Annotated in this window: 20 protein-coding genes; 7 read left to right on the top strand and 13 right to left on the bottom strand. The window is 31.5% G+C overall.

Annotated features, from left to right (window positions below; translation table 11 throughout):
• Positions 1 to 28: 28 nt before the first annotated feature.
• Entirely contained in the window at positions 29 to 1,090 is a 1,062-nt protein-coding gene (locus tag ACUUYC_RS12265) for an anhydro-N-acetylmuramic acid kinase (protein ID WP_474266163.1), read from the bottom strand.
• A 185-nt stretch (positions 1,091 to 1,275) separates the two neighbouring features.
• On the opposite strand from ACUUYC_RS12265, the gene ACUUYC_RS12260 reads away from it, so the two are divergent.
• Positions 1,276 to 2,418: an acyl-CoA dehydrogenase gene (locus ACUUYC_RS12260; RefSeq protein ID WP_474266162.1), complete on the top strand. Its 1,143-nt coding sequence runs from the start codon at positions 1,276 to 1,278 to the stop codon at positions 2,416 to 2,418.
• A 66-nt stretch (positions 2,419 to 2,484) separates the two neighbouring features.
• Here the strand turns inward: ACUUYC_RS12260 and ACUUYC_RS12255 are convergent, their stop codons facing one another.
• The 12 genes from ACUUYC_RS12255 to ACUUYC_RS12200 all read right to left on the bottom strand — a co-directional run bounded on the left by ACUUYC_RS12255 (position 2,485) and on the right by ACUUYC_RS12200 (position 11,968).
• On the bottom strand, positions 2,485 to 3,282 hold the full coding sequence (locus tag ACUUYC_RS12255; protein WP_474266161.1) for a hypothetical protein: 798 nt from the start codon (positions 3,280 to 3,282) through the stop codon (positions 2,485 to 2,487).
• A gap of 91 nt (positions 3,283 to 3,373) precedes the next feature.
• Positions 3,374 to 4,027: a hypothetical protein gene (locus ACUUYC_RS12250; protein ID WP_474266160.1), complete on the bottom strand. Its 654-nt coding sequence runs from the start codon at positions 4,025 to 4,027 to the stop codon at positions 3,374 to 3,376.
• A complete protein-coding gene (locus ACUUYC_RS12245) occupies positions 3,972 to 5,039 on the bottom strand; it encodes a cyclic GMP-AMP synthase DncV-like nucleotidyltransferase (RefSeq protein WP_474266159.1) in 1,068 nt (355 codons plus the stop codon). Before ACUUYC_RS12245 ends, ACUUYC_RS12250 begins: the two co-directional genes overlap by 56 nt.
• Before the next feature lie 10 nt (positions 5,040 to 5,049).
• Positions 5,050 to 5,682, bottom strand: coding sequence for a Cap15 family cyclic dinucleotide receptor domain-containing protein (locus tag ACUUYC_RS12240; RefSeq protein WP_474266158.1), 633 nt, complete (start codon positions 5,680 to 5,682; stop codon positions 5,050 to 5,052).
• Positions 5,683 to 5,707: 25 nt separating this feature from the next.
• Positions 5,708 to 6,418 carry a hypothetical protein gene (locus tag ACUUYC_RS12235; protein ID WP_474266157.1) on the bottom strand — a complete coding sequence of 237 codons (711 nt, stop codon included), beginning with the start codon at positions 6,416 to 6,418 and terminating at the stop codon, positions 5,708 to 5,710.
• Between the two features lie 22 nt (positions 6,419 to 6,440).
• Positions 6,441 to 7,202 (bottom strand): toll/interleukin-1 receptor domain-containing protein, encoded by a 762-nt coding sequence (locus ACUUYC_RS12230; RefSeq protein WP_474266156.1) that lies wholly within the window; start codon positions 7,200 to 7,202, stop codon positions 6,441 to 6,443.
• Positions 7,203 to 7,209: 7 nt separating this feature from the next.
• Entirely contained in the window at positions 7,210 to 7,581 is a 372-nt protein-coding gene (locus tag ACUUYC_RS12225) for a hypothetical protein (protein ID WP_474266155.1), read from the bottom strand.
• A complete protein-coding gene (locus ACUUYC_RS12220) occupies positions 7,578 to 8,531 on the bottom strand; it encodes a caspase family protein (RefSeq protein ID WP_474266154.1) in 954 nt (317 codons plus the stop codon). The genes ACUUYC_RS12225 and ACUUYC_RS12220 overlap by 4 nt, the downstream gene beginning before the upstream one ends.
• A gap of 128 nt (positions 8,532 to 8,659) precedes the next feature.
• Positions 8,660 to 9,295, bottom strand: coding sequence for a response regulator (locus tag ACUUYC_RS12215; protein WP_474266153.1), 636 nt, complete (start codon positions 9,293 to 9,295; stop codon positions 8,660 to 8,662).
• 9 nt (positions 9,296 to 9,304) lie between these two features.
• A complete protein-coding gene (locus ACUUYC_RS12210; protein WP_474266152.1) occupies positions 9,305 to 11,443 on the bottom strand; it encodes a tetratricopeptide repeat-containing sensor histidine kinase in 2,139 nt (712 codons plus the stop codon).
• Between the two features lie 98 nt (positions 11,444 to 11,541).
• On the bottom strand, positions 11,542 to 11,727 hold the full coding sequence (locus tag ACUUYC_RS12205; protein WP_474266151.1) for a hypothetical protein: 186 nt from the start codon (positions 11,725 to 11,727) through the stop codon (positions 11,542 to 11,544).
• Between the two features lie 109 nt (positions 11,728 to 11,836).
• Entirely contained in the window at positions 11,837 to 11,968 is a 132-nt protein-coding gene (locus ACUUYC_RS12200; RefSeq protein ID WP_474266150.1) for a hypothetical protein, read from the bottom strand.
• Positions 11,969 to 12,159: 191 nt separating this feature from the next.
• Here ACUUYC_RS12200 and ACUUYC_RS12195 point away from each other — a divergent pair, with 191 nt between their 5' ends.
• The 6 genes from ACUUYC_RS12195 (at position 12,160) to ACUUYC_RS12170 (ending at position 20,264) form a co-directional block, all read left to right on the top strand.
• Positions 12,160 to 12,861, top strand: a complete 702-nt coding sequence (locus ACUUYC_RS12195; protein WP_474266149.1) for a hypothetical protein — start codon at positions 12,160 to 12,162, stop codon at positions 12,859 to 12,861.
• Between the two features lie 205 nt (positions 12,862 to 13,066).
• Positions 13,067 to 14,434, top strand: a complete 1,368-nt coding sequence (locus ACUUYC_RS12190; protein WP_474266148.1) for a microtubule-binding protein — start codon at positions 13,067 to 13,069, stop codon at positions 14,432 to 14,434.
• 210 nt (positions 14,435 to 14,644) lie between these two features.
• Positions 14,645 to 15,706 (top strand): hypothetical protein, encoded by a 1,062-nt coding sequence (locus ACUUYC_RS12185; protein ID WP_474266147.1) that lies wholly within the window; start codon positions 14,645 to 14,647, stop codon positions 15,704 to 15,706.
• Positions 15,707 to 15,751: 45 nt separating this feature from the next.
• The gene (locus ACUUYC_RS12180; RefSeq protein ID WP_474266146.1) at positions 15,752 to 17,713 is read left to right on the top strand and encodes an AAA family ATPase; all 1,962 of its coding nucleotides are present in this window, start codon (positions 15,752 to 15,754) and stop codon (positions 17,711 to 17,713) included.
• Between the two features lie 115 nt (positions 17,714 to 17,828).
• Positions 17,829 to 18,515, top strand: a complete 687-nt coding sequence (lepB, locus tag ACUUYC_RS12175) for a signal peptidase I (RefSeq protein ID WP_474266145.1) — start codon at positions 17,829 to 17,831, stop codon at positions 18,513 to 18,515.
• Positions 18,516 to 18,548: 33 nt separating this feature from the next.
• Positions 18,549 to 20,264 (top strand): helix-turn-helix domain-containing protein, encoded by a 1,716-nt coding sequence (locus ACUUYC_RS12170; RefSeq protein ID WP_474266144.1) that lies wholly within the window; start codon positions 18,549 to 18,551, stop codon positions 20,262 to 20,264.
• Positions 20,265 to 20,369 lie beyond the last annotated feature (105 nt).

Raw genomic sequence — 20,369 nt, 5'->3', positions numbered from 1 at the left:
AATATAAAAATTGTTGTCATCTTTTTGGTTAATTTACTTTAAAATCATAGACTTTTCCTGAGCAATGATTTTTAGCAGCTCCGGTTACAGTTTTTAAACAATTTACCTCATCACGTAAACGCAGTATTCCTAGAAACCCAAAAATAACGGCTTCCTTATATTCAATGAGTTCAGCACTAGGTTTTACAAGATGTACATCTTTATAAAATTTAATTCTGGATAGTAAATAATCGTTATATGCGCCACCACCTGTAACTAGTATTTTGGTTCGAATTCGGAAATTTTTTGCAATTTGTTGTGCAATATGTTCCGTAAATGTGCGTAAAATATCGTGTTCTTTTCGTTTAAAAGCTTCCAACCTAGGAAATATTTCTTCTTGAACCCATTCCAATCCAAGTGATTTTGGCGGTTGTTGTTTGTAAAAAGGTAAGTTATTTAATTCGCTTCCTAAACTCATCAGATATTCACCTGATTTTGCAAGATTTCCTTTATCATCATACTCAAATCCTAATTGCTTTGCATATTTGTTTAAGACAATATTCACAGGACAAATGTCGTATGCAATTCTATTTCCATTTTGATGAAAAGATACATTTGCAAATCCACCTAAATTTAAACAATAATCATATTCAGAAAATAATAATTCATCTCCAATTGGCACCAATGGCGCGCCTTGCCCACCGAGTTTAACATCTTGCACTCTAAAATCACAGACTACTTTTTGTTGAATTAGTGAAGCTAATATTTCTTGATTTCCAATTTGATACGTAATTCCATTATCGGGTTGATGTAAAATTGTATGTCCATGCGAACAAACCGCATCAATCTCAGTAATTTGGTGTTTTTTGATAAAAGATAGAATTACCGAAGCCAAGTATTTTGTATACACAGTATCAAACTTGGCTAGTTTTTCATTTTCATAATGAATAGCTTCTCGAAGTTCATTTTCTAGTTCTTTCGAATATGGAATAGTAGCTGCATCTAAGATGGAAAATGTCCAACTATCTCGTTTTTCGAAATGTATATATGCTACATCAATTCCGTCAAGAGAAGTTCCTGACATAACACCAATCACTTTATATGAAACCATTCTGTAAAATTATCTATTTTTTATCATTTGAATCTTTAATTTAGCATAATATTCACAATTGAAATGCCTTTTTGAAGATTTACAATTAAAGATTCTCAGAAATACAAGCTTATTATTGAAAATCTGCTATTTTAGAATTATCTTTGTGCAACTTTTTTGAAAATTTATTAATACAATATATAGTTATGGATTTTAATCTTACTGAAGAACACATGATGATTCGCGATGCTGCAAGAGACTTCGCAAAAACTGAGTTACTTCCAGGTGTTATAGAACGTGATAATAAACAAGAGTTTCCACAAGAATTGGTTCGCAAAATGGGTGAATTAGGTTTTTTGGGAATTATGGTTGATCCAAAATATGGAGGAAGTGGAATGGACACTATTTCATATGTGTTAATCATGGAAGAATTGTCTAAGATTGACGCTTCTGCTTCTGTAATTGTATCTGTAAATAATTCTTTAGTATGTTACGGGTTAGAGGCTTATGGAAACGAAGCACAAAAACAAAAATACTTAACAAAATTAGCGACAGGAGAACATGTTGGAGCATTTTGTTTGAGTGAACCTGAAGCTGGAAGTGATGCAACTTCACAAACAACTACAGCTATTGACAAAGGTGATCACTATGTAATTAACGGTACTAAAAACTGGATTACTAGTGGTGGACGTGCAGATACGTATTTAGTGATTGCACAAACAGATAGAGATAAAGGACACAGAGGAATCAACGCTTTTATTGTTGAAAAAGGAACGCCAGGTTTTGATATTGGACCAAAAGAAGACAAGTTAGGAATTCGCGGAAGCGACACACATACATTACAGTTTAATGATGTAAAAGTTCCAAAAGAGAATCGTATTGGAGAAGATGGATTTGGGTTTAAGTTTGCAATGAAAACTTTATCTGGTGGACGAATTGGAATTGCTGCTCAAGCATTAGGAATTGCTTCTGGAGCATACGAATTAGCTTTAAAATATTCGAAAGAACGTAAAGCTTTTGGAACAGAAATTTGCAATCACCAAGCAATTGCTTTCAAATTAGCTGATATGTATACTGATATTACAGCTGCTCGTCATTTAGTAATGCAAGCTGCTTGTAAAAAAGATGCTAAAGAGAATTATGATATGGAAAGCGCTATGGCAAAGTTATTTGCTTCTAAAGTAGCGATGGAACATACAGTTGAAGCTGTTCAGATTCACGGTGGAAATGGTTTTGTAAAAGAATATCATGTAGAGCGTTTGATGCGTGATGCAAAAATTACACAGATTTACGAAGGAACTTCTGAGATTCAGAAAATTGTAATTTCAAGAGGAGTTATTAAAGGATAAACTTTAAAATATATAAAGTAGAAAAGCGCATTGAAAATTTCAATGCGCTTTTTTTATGTTTTAGTTTTAAAAACGGTAGTCCAAACCTACACCGACGGAATTAATTGTTACAATTCCAAGTTTGTAGTGATGATAACCTCCATGAATTGCTACTCGTTTTAGATGACGACGTGCTAATATTTTGAATTCGTCTACAGAGGAATCATTAATAAGACTTTGCTTCCAAGATACTCCAAGACTATATGGTTTCTTCAAATAGACATCAACACCTACTTGATATGCTAATCCTGTTTCATACACACCATTTCCAACATGAGAAATTCCTATTCCCCAATATCCTGTAACGTACTTTTCGCGAACACGATAATAATTTATCATAAAAGAGCTTACGCCTAATTCTACTTTTGGATCTTGCTCAATAAACCGCAGATGATTGACTTCTACACCAAGCAAACGCAAGAAGCGATAATTTAGTTTGAAATCATTTCCATAGAATTGCTTTCCACTTGCGAAGAACGTATTAGAAATCATGAATTGACTTCTTTTTAACGGAACATTTTCTTCTGGAAACGCATATTCACCATGTGCACCTTCTGCATATGGATATTTGTAAAAGTAACGAGATTCCATGTTGCCAAATAATACACCATAACTAATGTAGAAGGCTAATTCAACGAATATATTATCTAAATTATCTTCGTCATCATAATCATCATTTGAATTCCTACTAGAACTCGAAGAACTACTCGAATTGGAATTTTTACTAGAAAGATCTTCTTTAGCTCTATTGAGTTTTCCTTGTGCATTGGTAAGTGCACAGACAAAACCACACAACAAAAGAAATAGTGTAATTTTTGGCTTCATAAAAAATGGTTTTAATGTTGCCAAAATGTATCAAGAAAAGTGCCAAAGATTCCGAATATACTGTATCGTTTCTTTTTGATCAATGCAAAACTTACTTCAAAACCATTTCATTGAGCTTCATTTTTTTACTAATTTCTTTTAATAACAATATCCTTATATCTACTTCCAAAGTTTCTGATTTAACATTCTGCAGTTTTCTATATGCTTGTTGATGTTTTCTACTCGAACATTTACCTAATTCTTTTTTACTCCCACAATAGCAATGATTTTTTGATGATAGTTTTACTCCTTTAATTTTCGCATATAATATTTTTAAAATCAAGTCATTGTCTTCTATTTGTAAAATTTCTTTATATCCTTCTAGAATTCCTTCTGAATGAGAATATTCTCCAAATTTATAGCTTCCTTCTATTTCATAATAAGAATTGTTTTTCAGATAAGGGATCAAAATGTATTCAATAAAATCAATTAATTTATGAACTAATGTAGCTAATAAAATTTGTTCCTTCGCTTCAGTTGTAAAACAAAAATTTCCTTGCGGATAGATATGTCGATCTAAATCATTCGGAATACGTTCTGCTATTTCATAAACTTCCGGAAATTCATGATTCCAATTTTTTAATTCTATCCTGAGTTCATATTCATCATTTGAAAAAGGCGACAATATTCCTTCTAACGTATTTGAAACCTCATCGTATTTTAAGCTTGGATATCTCTGCAATACTTTTTCTACTTCGTCGTTCATCTGCATATGGTTTCGGTTTCACTTTTTCTAAATAAAGGCTTTTGCTCATTTCCTTTTTCTTATCATTCTCATTAATATCTTCAGCTTTTGGAAAACGATCACCGAACTGATTATCCCGCAAGTATTCAGATGCTGTTTTAAAATTATCTTTTTCATTAGCACGGTCACAATCTATAAGTAAGTTTTCTAATGTGTTCAAAAAATTAGATTTTCTAGTTTGCGAATACTCTTTAAAAATATTTTCGTTTTTTGGTGTCGTTGGTCTCAGGCATTTGAAGCCATTGGTTTGGCATAATTTATTATATATGATTCTCATTGTTTCGCGAAAAGCATCATCATCATTATCATTTTCCACGTAATTATTTACAATTAAAATTGTCAATGCAAACCCTGAGGGTAATTTTAGATTTGTGTTCTTTACTTGACGAAAATCTTTCCAAGCTTTTGCATATTTCACTAAACGCGTAATTTGTGGTTTTTCATTTACTTTCGTATTGAACCATTCCGTGAATTTTTTCGGATCGCTATCGATCCAATCTTTTGAACGATGCGCTAATTGCGGTGTTCCATTTTCTTTCTGTTGATAATAAATAGGCAAATCAATATGATGTCCGTCAGCAAATATGACTCTAACACAAGTTTTTTTTCTTTTTGTTTCTTTCGTAGTATGATTATTTACAGCTTCATAAACCCAATTGTGCCATGTAGCAATATTTTCACAATTATCTTCATTCGGTTTTTCTATAAAATAAACTCCATCATCTAAATCGTATTTATACAACTTCTTATCTTCTTCTTCACTAGGAATAGGAATTGGCTTTATAATGGTATTCATCATAAACGAACCTTGACTATGAAATTTTGGCTGCAATTTGCCTGATTTATTTTCTAAAAACCAATCTCTAATTGTTTGCCTTAATTTTTTACGGCTTTTTTTTAAACCTTTCTTGTCTTTATCTTTAAGAAGTATTTCTTTTTTAAACTTAATATACTCTTTATGCAATGTTGCCATGTTATGTATTTTAAAATGGATGTATTGTTTCTTTACTTGTTTGGATTAGATTGAGAAATTTACCATGTGTTTGCGGTTTTCTATTTGTATAGTAATGCCCTGAAATATTGAATACCTTTCTTCCTTTTATGAATTTCAATACGGTTGTCCCATAGTAGCCATTCCAGCGTTCGTTACCTTCATTAAAATAGTTATAGATGACTTCGTAATGCTGTCCATCTTTGGTGACTCTGACTCCGACAATCTCACTGTTTGATTTTGAAGATTTTTCTTTTGCAGCATTGTAATAAAAAGAATGAATCGTAATTTTACTTCCTGTTTGCACAATAATCATTATTACATGTAGTTTTGATTCTATTTCTTTGTATTTTCCTTTTTTTCCTACTTGCAGTAAACGATAGCCAATTTGCTCTCCAGTGTAAGTTCCTGAAAAATCTTCAACAGTAAACATCCATGAGAATGGCGGATATTTCCAGAGATAACGATCTATTAGTTCTAAAGCAACACCTATTACACCTAGACCAAATACAGGGTAACTAGGATGATATTGAAATTCTTGAAGTCCGTAAATTCCAAGAAGTGATAACCCTACAATTAAGATAACTGCAAAATTTTTATAGTATGTAAAATAATTTTTAATCATTTTTTCTCATTAATCAAGTTAATTTTTAGAATGGATGTAGCATTAGCCTACTAACTCTTTTTAAATCAACAAACTCTCCTCTTGTTTGGGAATCTCTATTAGTATAGTATCCGCCTTCAACACTAAAAATATTTTCTTTTTTTATCATTTTTAAAACTGTAGTCCCATGGTTTCCTTCATCTTTTAGAACGCCTAATTCACCATGATGACATGTAAGTATGTAATGCTGATCATCACCAGTTTTTGACACAACTATTTTTGTGCTTTCGAGTTTTAATCTTTTTTTACCTTGAGCATCGAAGTAAAATGAACTTACAGCAAGAGAACTTCCATTTTGTTTTATTACTAGCACTATTCTCGTAGATTCCTCATGTTCTTCATAGGTGTCTCTTTTCCCATTGGATGTTTTCCCTGTACTCTTATTATATTTGCTAATTTGCCTTCCATCGTAAGTCCCAGAAAAGTCTTCAACTGTAAACATCCACAAAAAAGGGCGGTATTTCCACAGAGAATTATCTAAAACTTCTAGTAACCCTATTAAAAACAAAGCTGTAGCAATTACCACAAAGTCACTTTTACGCATTAGATAGAAAAAAAATGTAGTTAAGGCTACTACTCCAAAAGTTGCCCTAGGCTTATAATAGACAAAATAGTTTTTATTCATTACTAAAAACACTACTACCAATGCACCAAGTCCTCTGATTAATAATGGATATTCTTCGTTTCCTTTTATCATGAAAATTTCTTTCTAAAAACTATTATTTTGTTATTAACTGTTGTTTTATCATATTTAGAAATATATTTCGTTTTGGACTCCAAACTAATGGTCGTTTTGGCTCTAAATTAAATTTTGCTTCTAGCGTTTCTTTTAGCATGTCATAATGAAACTCGTTGTCAATTTGAATCCCTTGAAAATGCTTAAAAACACCTTCCATTTTACCCAATTCAAATGGTGTAATTGCCACTGAGATTTGACTTTTAGTTTTTGCCCATGCAGCTCCCATTTCAATTAAACACATTGGTGATTTGTAAAAGTTATCGGAAAGCATAAAAAATACTAAGACATCTTCATCTAAACGTGCTTCAATTTCTTCTATAAAGTTATTTCCTAATCCTGTTCCGTAACCTTCCAAGGAAGTACAAAAAATATTTTCTGGAGGAATTCCGATCACTTCTAATATCTGTACAAAACTCGTCACTACTTCTTTGTCTTTACTAGAATGACTCACAAAAACCTTTTCCAAGAATTTCTCTTTTGGCTTTGCAGTTCCTTTACCTTTTACACGTTCTTGAATGACATAATTAGACGTGTCTATTTTTAAGTCATCTGCTATTAACAACAATACTTTGTCTGAAGCTGTCGCTAATAATTTTTTGATTTCTACTTGTGTATAATCATTAACTGACTCGTTGGTAATTCCGTATCCACTTAAGATACTTACCATTTCTTTCATGCTGTGACTTGTTTGCAGAGAAAAGAATATATCTTGAATTAATCGATGTTGTGTTACTGGATTCATATGTTAGTTATTTTTTTTGATATTCTGGTAAAACATAATTAGCTTTTAATATTTTATTTAATGATTTCGAAATTAGATATGTATCAATCTGATTTAGTATTTGATGCGTTAGAAAATGTTCTTGTAGTTGCTCGCGTTTAATTCTATTTTCATAGTATTTTTCCACACAGTATTCCGATAGTTTATAAAAAAATACTCCTGAGATTACAAAAACGCCAATACCTTCTTCCATTCCTATATTAAAAGAAACATCTTTTAATCTTGATGTTATAATAGCTCCTCCACCTTCTTTACTTGTCCATTTCAAAAACAAGAATATAATTTTTGGAAATAAAAACGCTGATGCATAATTTAATATGTTATCTATCCTGATTTTCATATTCTACCTTTTATAACCAAATCTTTATAGTAAATTCCTAAAGGTGTCAACACACAAGCTTTCCCTTTTTCAGCACATTCATCTAGCGATGCAATTCCTTCTTCAGGTAGTAATAAGCCATTAGCATGATAAGCTCGCAAATAAGACATTATTTCAACCAAACCGTTTTCACTACCTGAACCTGCTATATATTCTCTTGAGAGCTGCATTCCAATTTTGCCTTCATCAAAGTAGATTTTTAACTTCCGTAATATTTCAAAAGGAATTTTTGGTTCGCAATTTCGAAGTGGAATCATTTTAGACACATGCGATTTAAAAATTGGACGCTGTTTCCAAGAATTCAACATGATCTCTGTATAATTATAGATTCTTGCCACATTTACTTTTCCCAAAATATCTGCGGCGCCGCCTTGTAGTGCATCATAAATAATAGAAGTAAACACACCAAAACCTTTGCTTTCCATCGCGTATTGCGTATCTCTACTAGCTGTTAATATGGAAACTCCTTCGCGCAATAATGCTTTGCGATCACTAAACTCAACTGAATTTCCAATTCCGCCACTATGACAACAATCAAGGATTATAATGACTTCCGTAGCTTTTGAGTTGTTTGCCATCGCAATAACTTCACTCAAACTCACACCTTCATTAAATTTTTCTGCATCTTGTGTCATCAAATAACTTCCCAATGTCGTAGCCGATCCATGTCCTGAAAAATAAAATAATGCAACATCTGCTTCATGATTGAATAAATCGTAAAGTTTACTTTTTAAATGTGCAATGGTAATATTGTATACATTTGGACTTGAAACCCACATATGACAGTCAAAATTTGGATCTCCATTTTCATGTTTGGAAATCACTTCTTTCATACGTTTGGCGTCGGGAACGCAACCTTTTAGTGGGTTTTTCTTGTAATCATTAATTCCTACGAGTAAAGCTCTTCTCATATATTGGTTGTTTTTGGTTTTCATACACTTACAAAGATCAAGGATTTCACTATGTCAAAAAACCTCAATTTTGAGGAAGAAAAAAACTCCTTAAATTTGAGGATATTTTCAAACCATTCATTCCAAAATTACATATGTCCATTTTCCATGGCATAACGAACTAATCCTAATGAACTTTTCACCCCTGTTTTTTCAATTAAATTTCTACGATGTGTTTCTACTGTACTATTAGCTATGTTTAGTTTGGCCGATATTTCAGAAGTTGTATGTTCGTCTATAATTAATCGTAAAACATCTTTTTCTCTTTTAGTGAATTGCACTTTTTGCCTAGGTTTCCTAACTGCTTTCAATAACGTATTTAACACTTGTCCTTTGATATATTCTTCTCCACCAGCAATTGTTTCCAATGCTTCAACAAATTCTTCTGTCCCTCTATTTTTTAGTATATAACCATTGGCTCCAATTTCAACAAGTTCATGTATAAATTCACTTCCGTCATGCATTGTTAAAATTAAAATTTTCACTTCTGGGTATTCTTTCTTAATAATTTTAGTTACTTCAACTCCGTTCATTTCGGGCATACTAATATCCAATACCGCAATGTCCACTTTAGCGTTTTCGATTAAGCCTAATGCTTCTTTTCCATTGGATGCTTCACCTACAACTTTAATATGCGGTTGCTGTACCAACAATGATTTTAATCCATCAATTACAATTTGATGGTCATCAGCAATAATGATGTTTAGTTCTTGTTTTTGTGTCATATTACTTTTTTATTTCATGGTAGGTATTTCTATTGTTATCGTTGTCCCATTACCTTTGCTAGAATCTATCAATACTTGTCCGTTCATTTCTGAAACACGCGCTTTGATGCTCTTTAATCCCATTCCTTCATACGTATCATTATTTATATTAAATCCGACACCATTATCCGTAACCATGATATTTAAATCATCTTCTCGTTTGAGCAACTGAATGGTTACTTCGGTTGCGCTAGCATGTTTCAATATATTGTTTAATAATTCTTGAATGACACGATATAATTGTATCTCTGTTGTGTTGTCTAATCGATTATCCAAACCATGTACAACTAGTTCAATTTGAAGTATTTTGGTTTCTTCTATCTTTTGTTTTAATTCTTTTAACGCTGGCAATAATCCAAATTTTGTCAATGTTCCAGACAGCATATTATGTGCTATTTTTCGAACTGTTTCACAAGCCTCATCAAGTAATTGATTTGCTTTTTCGTATTGTGATTTTGTTTCATTTTTAATTTTTTCTAAATCATCTTCAACAGATTTATAGTGTATTTTCACTACAGACAGCATACTTCCCAAACGATCATGTAGATCTTTCGCAATGCGCTCTCGTTCTTCTTCTTGCCCACTTATCATTGTAGTAATAGCCTTTTGCTCCTGATCTTGAAGCATTTGTTTAAGTTTTTTCTCTTGTTGTTCTTTTTCTAATTGTGCCGTAATTTTTTGTTGTTCAAATGCTAATTCAGCTATTTTTTTTTCTTGTTTTAGCTTTCGCGATCGCATCACTACAAAAAATAATACGACAATCGCTAGTAAAACTATTGTAATCATTTTTGTTTTTGTTCGTGTACTTAAAAGAGAATATTCTGTTTCGCGCTTTTCGATTTCTATTTTATTCTTATCAGATTCAATTTCACGCTTCTGATTTACATATTTTAATTCGAATCGATTCGTTTCTCTTAACTTTCGGTATATATCTTCCCAAACATTCTCACTAGAATCTTTATACTTATATGCTTTTTCAAAATCTCCTGTTTTTTTGTAATAATCAGCGAGCGACCAATATGTTTTTTGTAATAAAGAAGAATCATTCACTTTTTTCTGAAGTGCTAAACTTTGATTGAAATTATTGAGTGATTGATCAAAATCTCCCATATCAGCATACAAATTCCCCAAGTTGTTATAGTTTATAGAAAGTCTTGTATTGTCATTATTTTCTATAAATATTTTTTGTGCTTTTTGATAATAATATAATGCAGAATCTTGCTTATTAGTTTTCCTGTAGAGTATTGCCAAATTGTGATACAAATCGGAAGCATTTTCAATTCCATATGTAGGAACTAATTTTAGCGTTTCTAAATAAGTAGTTTTAGATTTTTCGTTTTCATTTAAATAATCGTACGCCAGTGCCATTTGAATGTTGCTTCTATAAACATCTTTGTGGCGCCCTAATTGTTCAAAAAGTTGTTTTGCTTCTAAAGCATGTGCTAACATTTCTGGATAGTTCTCTCTATCTTTACTTAATGCTGCTAACTTTAAATATATTCTTGCCAAACCCTTAGAATCTTTGAGTTTTTTTCTTAATTCCAAACCTTCCAGATAATACGCTAATGCTGCTGGATAGGCTTCTAATTTTCTATGTAGATTTCCTAAAGTAGTATTTATAATCGCTAACTCTTTTAGTTTATTTTGTGCTTCAAAAGATTCAATGCTACTAAAAAAAGCATCAATTGCAGCGACATCATTACCTTGATCTCTGTAAAACAATCCGAGTTCATTATAACCTCTAGCAATTCCATGTTTATAATTGTGTTTTTTTGCAACTGTAATAGCTTCTAAAAAATACGCTTCTGCTTTTTTTAAATGGTGTTGATGCTTCGCAATCTTGCCTAATACATTTAATGCATTAACTTCAGATTCATAATTTTTTAATTTTCTACTTAATAAAAGTTCTTGCTGCGCATAGTTTATTCCAATTGAATCACTTTTGTATTGAAGTTTCCAAGCCAATTCATGCAACGTGTCTATTTTAGAAGCATCATTTTGCGTCTTCAACAGCTTTTGCATACTATCAATTTTTGAATCATTTTGACCGTGAGAAACAAAAGTAATACAACTAATAAAAAAGAAACTAAAGTAAAATATAGGCTTCATGTAGATATTTGTGTTTGAGACATAAAATATAAAAAGGCTCAACTCTTCTTTTAAAGATAAGTAAAGCCTTTCATTAATGTAAACTTTTTAGTATAAAATTAAAAAGTCCCAGGTTTTATTACCTCTTCATCCTCATCCGGATCTTTAGGTTTTTGTACTATAGGTTCAACTGGCTCATCACCGTTACCAGGTCGTGGTGTATCCTCAGACTCACCAGGAGCACAAAACATTTGAGCTTCTTCAAACTCATTTACAATTTCAGGTTGGGTAGTTAGTTTTTCCATAAATTTTGATTTTTAATAGTTTACTACAAATTTCAACTAAAATTCTCACAGAAACAATAGTCAATATTGATTATTCTTACTTCCTCAATATTAAGGATATGACATACAATTACTCCTGAGAAACTGTTACTTGATTTTTATTGATTGCAATCGTCAATTGTGATTCTTTCTCTTTATCATAGTAAATCTCTACTTCTTTAAATTCATTTCCGATTTCGATAGTTGTTTTAGATGGTTTCATTAAGTCGTGTTTTAGGTTGGTTAAATATCTATCAAAATCATACCCAACACAATACTTAATTATACGTATTTTTTGATCGTTAGTATTAATGAGGAAAAGGATACAAAAAACTAGTAAGTTGCCAAATAGTACTATTTATCTTATATTTAAGATAAATGATTTAATACATTTTACATTCTAAATAGCACATCATGAACGACACAGAATTTGACGAACTCAAAGAAAAAGTTGCAAAACTTGAAAAAAAACGTAATTCCAATCTATGGTTACAGTTTTTTATATTTCCTTTAATTCTTGCTGGAATGGGATATTATTTTCAACATGTTGTAAAACAATCTGAAAAACGAATGGAACAATTAAAAGTCTCTCAAAGTATCGTAAATCAAGTATTCAATGATACAATAGTAGAACGAACAGTTATTTATCGTAATATTTTGGATGAAATTCTTGATAATGACGCGTTGGCTAAAAAAATTCAAAAGTCTATTGATAAATATCTAAAGAATAAAGCCATTACTGGAACTCCTGAAGAAGCAAAAAAAATAAACAATGCCGTAAACACATTTGGTTCGGATGACACGAATTTAAAAGAGAGTTTTTCAACATCAACCGTTATTCAACAAAAGGTATCTAAATATGACAAAGCGATTGCAAAAGAATATGAAGCATTTACGTTTTTAGTCAATGGCGAATTGAGCAAAGCTACACATGCTTTTAAAGAAGTAGAACAGACATATCCTAGCTTTCATGAAGCGTATGGAATTTGGAAGTATTTAGAAAAATCAACACCTGAAAACCCAACGCAAGCGCAAATAAAAGCAATTCAATATCATATAGGAACTACCATGAGTTGGAAAGCTCCAAAAGACCTTCTACCACAATTAATACAATAAAAGTTGTGCATTTGATTTCAACTATTTTTTCATGAAAATGTTGTGATACTGTAACATTTTTAGAAAATCTCATACATATAATCTAAATTCTTTATCTTTAGAAATTACTTGAAAATACATTTTTTTCATTGTCAACTAATGGAACAAATTCAAGTAACTTATAATCGACTAAAAAAACATTCATTAACAATAAACTAAATACTATATGGCTGACGAATTTGATTTACTGGAAACTTCAGGATCACAACAAGAACAAAAATCGAACGATAAAGTAGATTGGGGAAAAGCGATCGACCAAATGAAGTCGAAATTAGCGCAAGAAGACAGTCCAGAAGTACGTCAAAAAATATTAAATGCAACCTTAGATAATGTGGTTGACATGGCTGAAAAAGATCGTACTTCTTTATTAGATGCCATTAAAGACTTAACAGATTACCAAGACGAAGTCGGAATCATTTTTGAACGTTTTTCTACGTTGAATGACGAAGAACAACGTGTTATTGATAATGCACAACAAGACTTAGAAAAGGCTAAGGTTGAATATAGAGAAGCGTTAGAAAAACCAGATACTTGGTGGAATAATCTTTGGGGAAGAAAATCAAAGATAAAAAGCTCAAAATCTGATTTAGATCAAGCTGAGAAAACAAGAAAGTTTGCAGATTCAAAAGCAAAAGAAATGTTTCAAAAGCGTATTGAAAGTTCAGATACAGAAACACTTTTAAAAGAACTTTCATTTAAAAGTCAGGCAGCTGTAAAACGTTTAAAAGATCGTGAAGTTGAAATCAAAGAAGTTGAAGAGAAACTACAAGTTGCGATTGTTGAAGCAAGCAAAAATCATACGAAAGCTTTAGAGAAAAAGAAAGAGACTGAAGAAAAACTCGAAACTGAAAAATCGTTATTGAGTCAAGCTCGACAAGGATTGGAAGAAGTTGTTGACAAACAATCACCTGAATATTCTGAAGCATTGTCTAAAGTTACAAAGCTAGAACAATCTGTAGAAGAACTTGAAGGTTTACGAACTGCATACATTACATTGGCAGCAAGTAAAGACAGTTTCGTTCACAAGCACAACTTAACGATTAAAGTATTAACATCATTACGTAGCAACTTGCAAACGCATAGAGCGAAATTGAAATCTGATACAGAAGAACGTGTTCGTTACTATGATGGTTATGTAGTAGCTTTAAAAGCAAGAACTGATCAGGAATTTGCAGCAATTTTAGAGCATTTAGGTATAAAAACCGATGAAAAAATTGGTGAAACCTTAGCAGCGATGCATACAGCAAGTGCAAGAGCACGTCAAGATATGATGGAAAACATTCCAGTTCACGAAAAAGTAATGAAAGGTATTTACGGAAGTTATGCAGAATCGTTACAAGAAATTCGGGAAAAAGATGTGGAAATTCGCAAGAACTTCGCAGACCGTTATGGAATTGACATGAAAGAATTATTCGAAGAATATTACAAAAATAATGACAATCCATCTACTGGAAATGACGGAGCAAATGACTCTACCGGAGGCGGAAACGGCGCGCCAGTAAACGATGGTGGTTCAGATGACTTGTTAGGATAAAATAAATTTATAAAATAGCTCCGCATGAAGGATTGAGGCTTTGTCGGAGCTCTTTTTTTAGATTCCTGTCATTAGTTTTCTTGAACGCAGTCAAAAGGCAGGAATGATAAAATTGAGCTATAAAAAAAGCGACTGCCGAAAGCCTGACCGCCAATTTTTCATTGGTGGACATGCCCAAAAAATATTAATTACTAAAACAATTCCGTTTTAATGTCCATAAACGATATCACAACTCCATTAGATTCTGCAACCTTAGATTCGGATGCACAATACGAGCTTTATTATAGAATGGTAAAGCATGTATTGGATGAATTTGAAATCAATTTAGTGGAATGGAATCATTACCGAATTTGCACAAAAGAAGAATTAAAATCATTAGAAGAGTATTGTAAACGATTGGCATTTTCGCTAAAAGCAATGCAATTAAAATATCGTTTTGATGAAGAACACATGAAAATAGATTTGACAGAATCTGGTTTTCCGAACTACTTAGAGCTTCGATATGTTCATAATGATTTAGACTTAAAAGACGAATTCAAAGCTAAACTTCCTGAAGCAAAAGTATTTAAGGAAAAATTTATTCATCGGTTAATGATTGACAAACAACATGTAGATAAACGTGATTTGTTTGAAGCTTCTTCTTCATTGTATTATAATATGATTCAGGAAGATAAAATTTTCCAAAAGTTTGTTATTGGTAAGATTAAAAAAACAAAAAGTTCATTTGCAACCTATGTGCTCGATTGGGCTTTTTATGATGTAACGCTAAACAGACCTTTTATCTGTTTCATGTATTTTGATTACAAACATGACGCGAAAGTGGAACAAGAAATATATGATACTATAAAAGATTGTGCAGATCGTTTTCAAGACTTAGATAACATGGCGTACATGATTGATAAACGCTTGAAATATGTACACCCGAAAAAAATAAAACGTGTTGATTTAGGTATTTTACACAGTATTTTTTCAAAAGATGATCATGAAACTACACACGCACTTTTAAAAGCAATTGCTCAAAAAGATGTTACAATTAATTCATTTGCATTGAGCACAGCAGTAGAAACAATTAACGCAATAAACTCATCCAAAGTGAGTAATGATTTGTTATCATTTAAAAAACAAGTTATTCAAGTTTGGAGTCCTGTCGTAAAACACAATTATATATTAGCACCGCACAGAGTTATTCAATTACTATATGGTGCAATTCAAGATACAGTAATTCATTTACATCATGAACCTTTTGAAGTTGAAGAATTGCCTTTAGAGTAAATGAAGTTGAAGTTGAAAACAAATTAATAAAGAACAAAAAAATATATGGAGAAACAACCGACGTTTCCTATCAAAAAAACTGAATTAACCATTTTACGTGAAGAAGCTTCTTCTTTCATCAAAGGCGTACAATGGGAACAAGGCTACAAAGCACGAAACAGAGACGGAAATAAAGAACAAGAAGATATTTTATTATACTTGTCTAAAGCAACAGGAAATGCTGGTGCGAACACTATTTCCATCTCAAAAACAATTTTAAGTTTAAAAAAACGCTTACTTCCGGATTCGGTAGCATTACCGCTTGCGCTGAATGAAACATTGTTCAATTTGCAAGAAGCATTAGCTATTGGATTGTGGATAAGAGATAGTTATTACGATGCTTCAGGCTTGTCTATCTTGCATGAAAAAAGAGCTGGACTTTCCGCAGAACAACGCAAAGAATACGAATCAAAACAACAAACAGCAACCGCTTTTATGGTGTTTAGCGTATCGTATTTTATTCTGTCTAAAATGAAAGAGAAAGCTTCGGAAGACAACAAAGTAATGCAAAACAAATTTGCAGGAATTCCTGAAGTTTCAGTATTATCGCCAATGAAAGGAGTTTCATGTCAGTTGTTCTATTATGACAAATACATGAATCATCCAAACTTGATCAATTCTGAACAAGATGTGATTGATTTTACGGTGTTATATTTTGAAGCATATTTGAATGAAATTATTCAACGTAAAGGCGCATTAGATCATACAGAAGTAATTACAGATAGAACTTACCAATTAGAAGATTCTGAATTTTCTATTGCTGGATGGGAAACTGCTTTTACAGGAAGTGCCGCAAGTGTAGAATTCAATCCAATTCGTTTTGAACAAATTGTCGGAAACAAAGACGCAAAACACTTTGCGAAGCGTTTGGTAGAACGTATGATGAGTTATGACATTGCTACAAAGAAAAATCCTTTTCAAGAACTTGGTGGTTTTATGCCTGTATTTATGGGGTATGGAATCCCTGGAACTGGAAAAAGTATGTTAATTGCAGCTATTGCAACAATGTTGAAAGAACGTTGTGACCATTTAGACATTCCATTTCTATTTCATCCAATGCCAGATACTGTTGTTTCTACTTTTCAAGGTGGATCAGCAGAAAAAATGGTACAATGGATGAAACCTATGCAAGATCCTACACGCTTGATTTTTGCACCAATTGATGATGCAGAAAACAATTTACAAGAACGAACAGCGCAAGGTGTTTCGGCTGGTGTAAAAGAAGTGATCGGTGTATTTTTACGCTATACAGAAGGTGCATATGCGGTAAATCATGGAAATAGCTCTATTGGATTATTTACCAACTTACCTGAACAATTAGACAAAGCAGTTATTTCTAGAATTCAAGGTCGATTTAAAATTGATGGTGCACGTACAGAACACGATTTCTTAGATCAAGATTATATTTGGTGGAAGAAACTTGAAAAGACATTACCAGGATTTGTTTCTATGAAAGATCATCCTGATTATAAATACTTAAGTGATCAAGGATTAGCAGCAAATGCTGGAGAAATTTTAGGTCAATTAGAAAAACCAACGGAAGAAAAGATTGCCATTATTTATGATAAAGTGCTTGCGCAAGATTCGTTAGATTCGCATACCTTCTATTCAAACTTATATGGTTCGGTTCAAAAAGAATTTCCGTTTTTCTCATCAAGAGATATCAGAAACATTCAAAGTGCAATTTCATTACGCTTAACGGATTTTAACTTACCAGAAGATTGGTTTGAAAACCCTGAATTGTATTTCCAAAAAGAGTACGATACAAAACTTGGAATGCTAAAAGAATTGATGACAGCAAACATGAAAGGACTCAACTTTGCAGACATTCGCAAGCAAGAAGTTATTCGTTACTTAGACAATGTTGCAACCATTGCTGATACAGATTTTTCACGTAAAGTAGAACAACAAATCATGCAAATGAAAATTGGAAGTGAAGCGCGCAATCGTTTTGAAAAAGATTTATAATTGTTATGAAAAAAGTAACCTTTACAAAAGGAGAATCTGTTAAGGAATTTATTATAATGTATAAAATATCAGAAGGAAAAATTACGGAAGTACATTCCTTAAAAGGATAATTAATTTGAAAAAGAAATCGAGTAAAATATACTTTATACTTATTAGCATAGGATTACTATATTATATTTTAAAATTTTCAGGAGTTCTTGTATTAAGTACAATTTCATCATCTAGTAGTGAGCCAGCTCTCAAAACAGGAAGTTATATTCTTTCAACAAATCTAACAACACCTAAACGTGGAGATTTAATTACATTCAAATTTAGAGATCGTTTATATGATGATCTTCCTTATCAAGATTTCATTTATATTTTTCGTTTATGTGGTGTTGAAAATGATACTATTGAAATTAAAAAAGGAGTTTTGTATGTAAATGGAGAAAATTTTGACACGCAACTTGAATTAAAACATTCCTATCTTTTGAGTCAAGCACAAATAAAAAAGCTAGAAGATGAATCGCTAGATAAAATGAGGCTAACTAAAGATGAATTCTTAGTCTTCATGAAAGATACTGATGCAAAATCAAATGGATTAGAAACGTATCGATTCATGGAAGACAAAGGTTATGGAGAAGATTTTATTAAAAAACAATATCAACAAAACTGGAACAAAGATCATTTTGGGCCATTAATCATTCCGGAAGGAAAAATATTTGTGCTTGGAGATAATAGAAGTAACTCTAGAGATAGCCGTTATATTGGCCTCATAGATGCTTCCGCAATTACTGGAGTGCATTGGATAACACTATTCTGATGCTTCAAATAACGTATGCAACACAGAGAAATTATGAATAAGCTATTCTTCACACTTATATCTATTATTTTCATAAGCTTTGCGAACGCTCAAGTTAAAAAAGAAATAACTCAAAGTACACTGAAAGAACTATCAATTGATAGTTTGCTTAATGGTTTTTTAACCTATAAAAAAACAAATCCTAAAACTGCCAAAGAATATCTGCTAACACTTTTAGAGACATCTTCAAATAGTACAAACAAAATTCCTGCACACGTAATTCACTATGAATTAGCAGAAATACATCGTACATTACGTAAAAAAGATAGTGCTTTGTATTGTATAAATATTGCCATAAAAGAAGTTGAGAATAATGAAAAAATTCTTTACAACTATCTATATACCAAAGGTACTATTTACTATGAATTTGGAGTATATACTAAAGCCGTTGAATACTACACAAAAGTGTATGATATTGCAAAAAAAGAACAAGACCTTTCTACTCTAGCAAACATTGCAAGCGATATTGCTTTGATAAAAACACAAATAGGTGATAATGCAGATGCATTAAACTTGATTAAAAAAAACATTCCATTTTATGAAGATTTAGTGAATCAGAAAGATGGAGAGAAACATAGTAGCGCATATGTTAACTCACTCATGACAATTAGTGATATTTATACTAATTTGTTCATAGACAAAAAAAAAGGTGAAAAAAAATATTTAGACTCTGCACATCATTACAATACAATTGCGCTAAATAAGAGCTTATATTATAACGATGATAAAGCTTTTGCCATATCGTTAAGGCTCAAAGGTATTATTTATCATGAAGAAGGAAACATTGAGCAATCAGCCATCGATTTAATAAAAGCGGAAGACTTAATACATAATCTAAATCTTCCTAATCGACTTTTAATTTTGTATCTGTATAGAGGAAAAAACTATTATGTAAAAGGCAATTATGAAAAAGCTATTTCATATTTTAAAAAAACAGATTCTTTACGCAAAGAAACACAGGCAAATTTTCCTGATTTACAAGAATTGTATATTCTTTTAGCGAAATCATATGAGCAAAAAAAGGATTTAGAGAACACCGTCAAATATTATAATTTATTCCATCAAAAAGACACTGAAAATGACAATTTAAATCAGGAGAGTTCAGAAAAATTATACGAAAAGTATGATGTTGTAGTTTTTAAAGATCGAATTGATTCTTTACAGAATAATCTTAAAGAAAAAAAATACAACTATGGTATTATAGTTTTTTCCTTAGTATTAATCATCATACTTATTATTGGCTATTACAAAAGAAAACAATCTCAAAACAGCAAACAATTTCAATTAATTGTAAAAGAATTGAAAACCCAAAAAGAGAAAAAATCTTCTTCTAAAGAAATCAATATTAGTAAAGAGAATGTTTTAAAAATTTTACAAGGATTAGATACTTTTGAAAAGAACGAATTATTTCTCAAAAAGAATTGTTCTTTAAATTTTGTAGCTAACAAAACGAATACAAATAGCACCTATTTATCAAAAGTGATTCAAACTCACAAACAAAAAAAGTTCATTCAATACATTACGGACTTGCGCATTGACTATGCTTTGGAAAAACTTCAAATTGATAAAAAATTTAGAGCATACAACATCAAATCAATCGCTGCTGAATTAGGCTATAACTCCGCAGAATCATTCTCCAAAGACTTTAAAAGACGTACCAAACTATATCCTTCGTACTACATAAAAAAGCTAAACGAAACAGCCATTTAAAGAATAAAATAGTACTCGAAATCTAACAATTTCGACTATAAATCTTTTTATCAAAAGAAGTTCACTCATATATTCGTTTCTAAATAAAATATTCAAGCATATGAA

The organism is Kordia sp. E (genome assembly GCF_056033805.1).
This window is presented reverse-complemented; position numbering and strand designations above follow the sequence as displayed.

What these genes read in the sequence shown, in the direction of transcription:
- ACUUYC_RS12265 (WP_474266163.1), bottom strand. Translation starts at nt 1,090, where the DNA reads ATGGTTTCATATAAAGTGATTGGTGTTATGTCAGGAACTTCTCTTGAC.
- ACUUYC_RS12260 (WP_474266162.1), top strand. Translation starts at nt 1,276, where the DNA reads ATGGATTTTAATCTTACTGAAGAACACATGATGATTCGCGATGCTGCA.
- ACUUYC_RS12255 (WP_474266161.1), bottom strand. Translation starts at nt 3,282, where the DNA reads ATGAAGCCAAAAATTACACTATTTCTTTTGTTGTGTGGTTTTGTCTGT.
- ACUUYC_RS12250 (WP_474266160.1), bottom strand. Translation starts at nt 4,027, where the DNA reads ATGAACGACGAAGTAGAAAAAGTATTGCAGAGATATCCAAGCTTAAAA.
- ACUUYC_RS12245 (WP_474266159.1), bottom strand. Translation starts at nt 5,039, where the DNA reads ATGGCAACATTGCATAAAGAGTATATTAAGTTTAAAAAAGAAATACTT.
- ACUUYC_RS12240 (WP_474266158.1), bottom strand. Translation starts at nt 5,682, where the DNA reads ATGATTAAAAATTATTTTACATACTATAAAAATTTTGCAGTTATCTTA.
- ACUUYC_RS12235 (WP_474266157.1), bottom strand. Translation starts at nt 6,418, where the DNA reads ATGATAAAAGGAAACGAAGAATATCCATTATTAATCAGAGGACTTGGT.
- ACUUYC_RS12230 (WP_474266156.1), bottom strand. Translation starts at nt 7,202, where the DNA reads ATGAATCCAGTAACACAACATCGATTAATTCAAGATATATTCTTTTCT.
- ACUUYC_RS12225 (WP_474266155.1), bottom strand. Translation starts at nt 7,581, where the DNA reads ATGAAAATCAGGATAGATAACATATTAAATTATGCATCAGCGTTTTTA.
- ACUUYC_RS12220 (WP_474266154.1), bottom strand. Translation starts at nt 8,531, where the DNA reads ATGAGAAGAGCTTTACTCGTAGGAATTAATGATTACAAGAAAAACCCA.
- ACUUYC_RS12215 (WP_474266153.1), bottom strand. Translation starts at nt 9,295, where the DNA reads ATGACACAAAAACAAGAACTAAACATCATTATTGCTGATGACCATCAA.
- ACUUYC_RS12210 (WP_474266152.1), bottom strand. Translation starts at nt 11,443, where the DNA reads ATGAAGCCTATATTTTACTTTAGTTTCTTTTTTATTAGTTGTATTACT.
- ACUUYC_RS12205 (WP_474266151.1), bottom strand. Translation starts at nt 11,727, where the DNA reads ATGGAAAAACTAACTACCCAACCTGAAATTGTAAATGAGTTTGAAGAA.
- ACUUYC_RS12200 (WP_474266150.1), bottom strand. Translation starts at nt 11,968, where the DNA reads ATGAAACCATCTAAAACAACTATCGAAATCGGAAATGAATTTAAAGAA.
- ACUUYC_RS12195 (WP_474266149.1), top strand. Translation starts at nt 12,160, where the DNA reads ATGAACGACACAGAATTTGACGAACTCAAAGAAAAAGTTGCAAAACTT.
- ACUUYC_RS12190 (WP_474266148.1), top strand. Translation starts at nt 13,067, where the DNA reads ATGGCTGACGAATTTGATTTACTGGAAACTTCAGGATCACAACAAGAA.
- ACUUYC_RS12185 (WP_474266147.1), top strand. Translation starts at nt 14,645, where the DNA reads ATGTCCATAAACGATATCACAACTCCATTAGATTCTGCAACCTTAGAT.
- ACUUYC_RS12180 (WP_474266146.1), top strand. Translation starts at nt 15,752, where the DNA reads ATGGAGAAACAACCGACGTTTCCTATCAAAAAAACTGAATTAACCATT.
- ACUUYC_RS12170 (WP_474266144.1), top strand. Translation starts at nt 18,549, where the DNA reads ATGAATAAGCTATTCTTCACACTTATATCTATTATTTTCATAAGCTTT.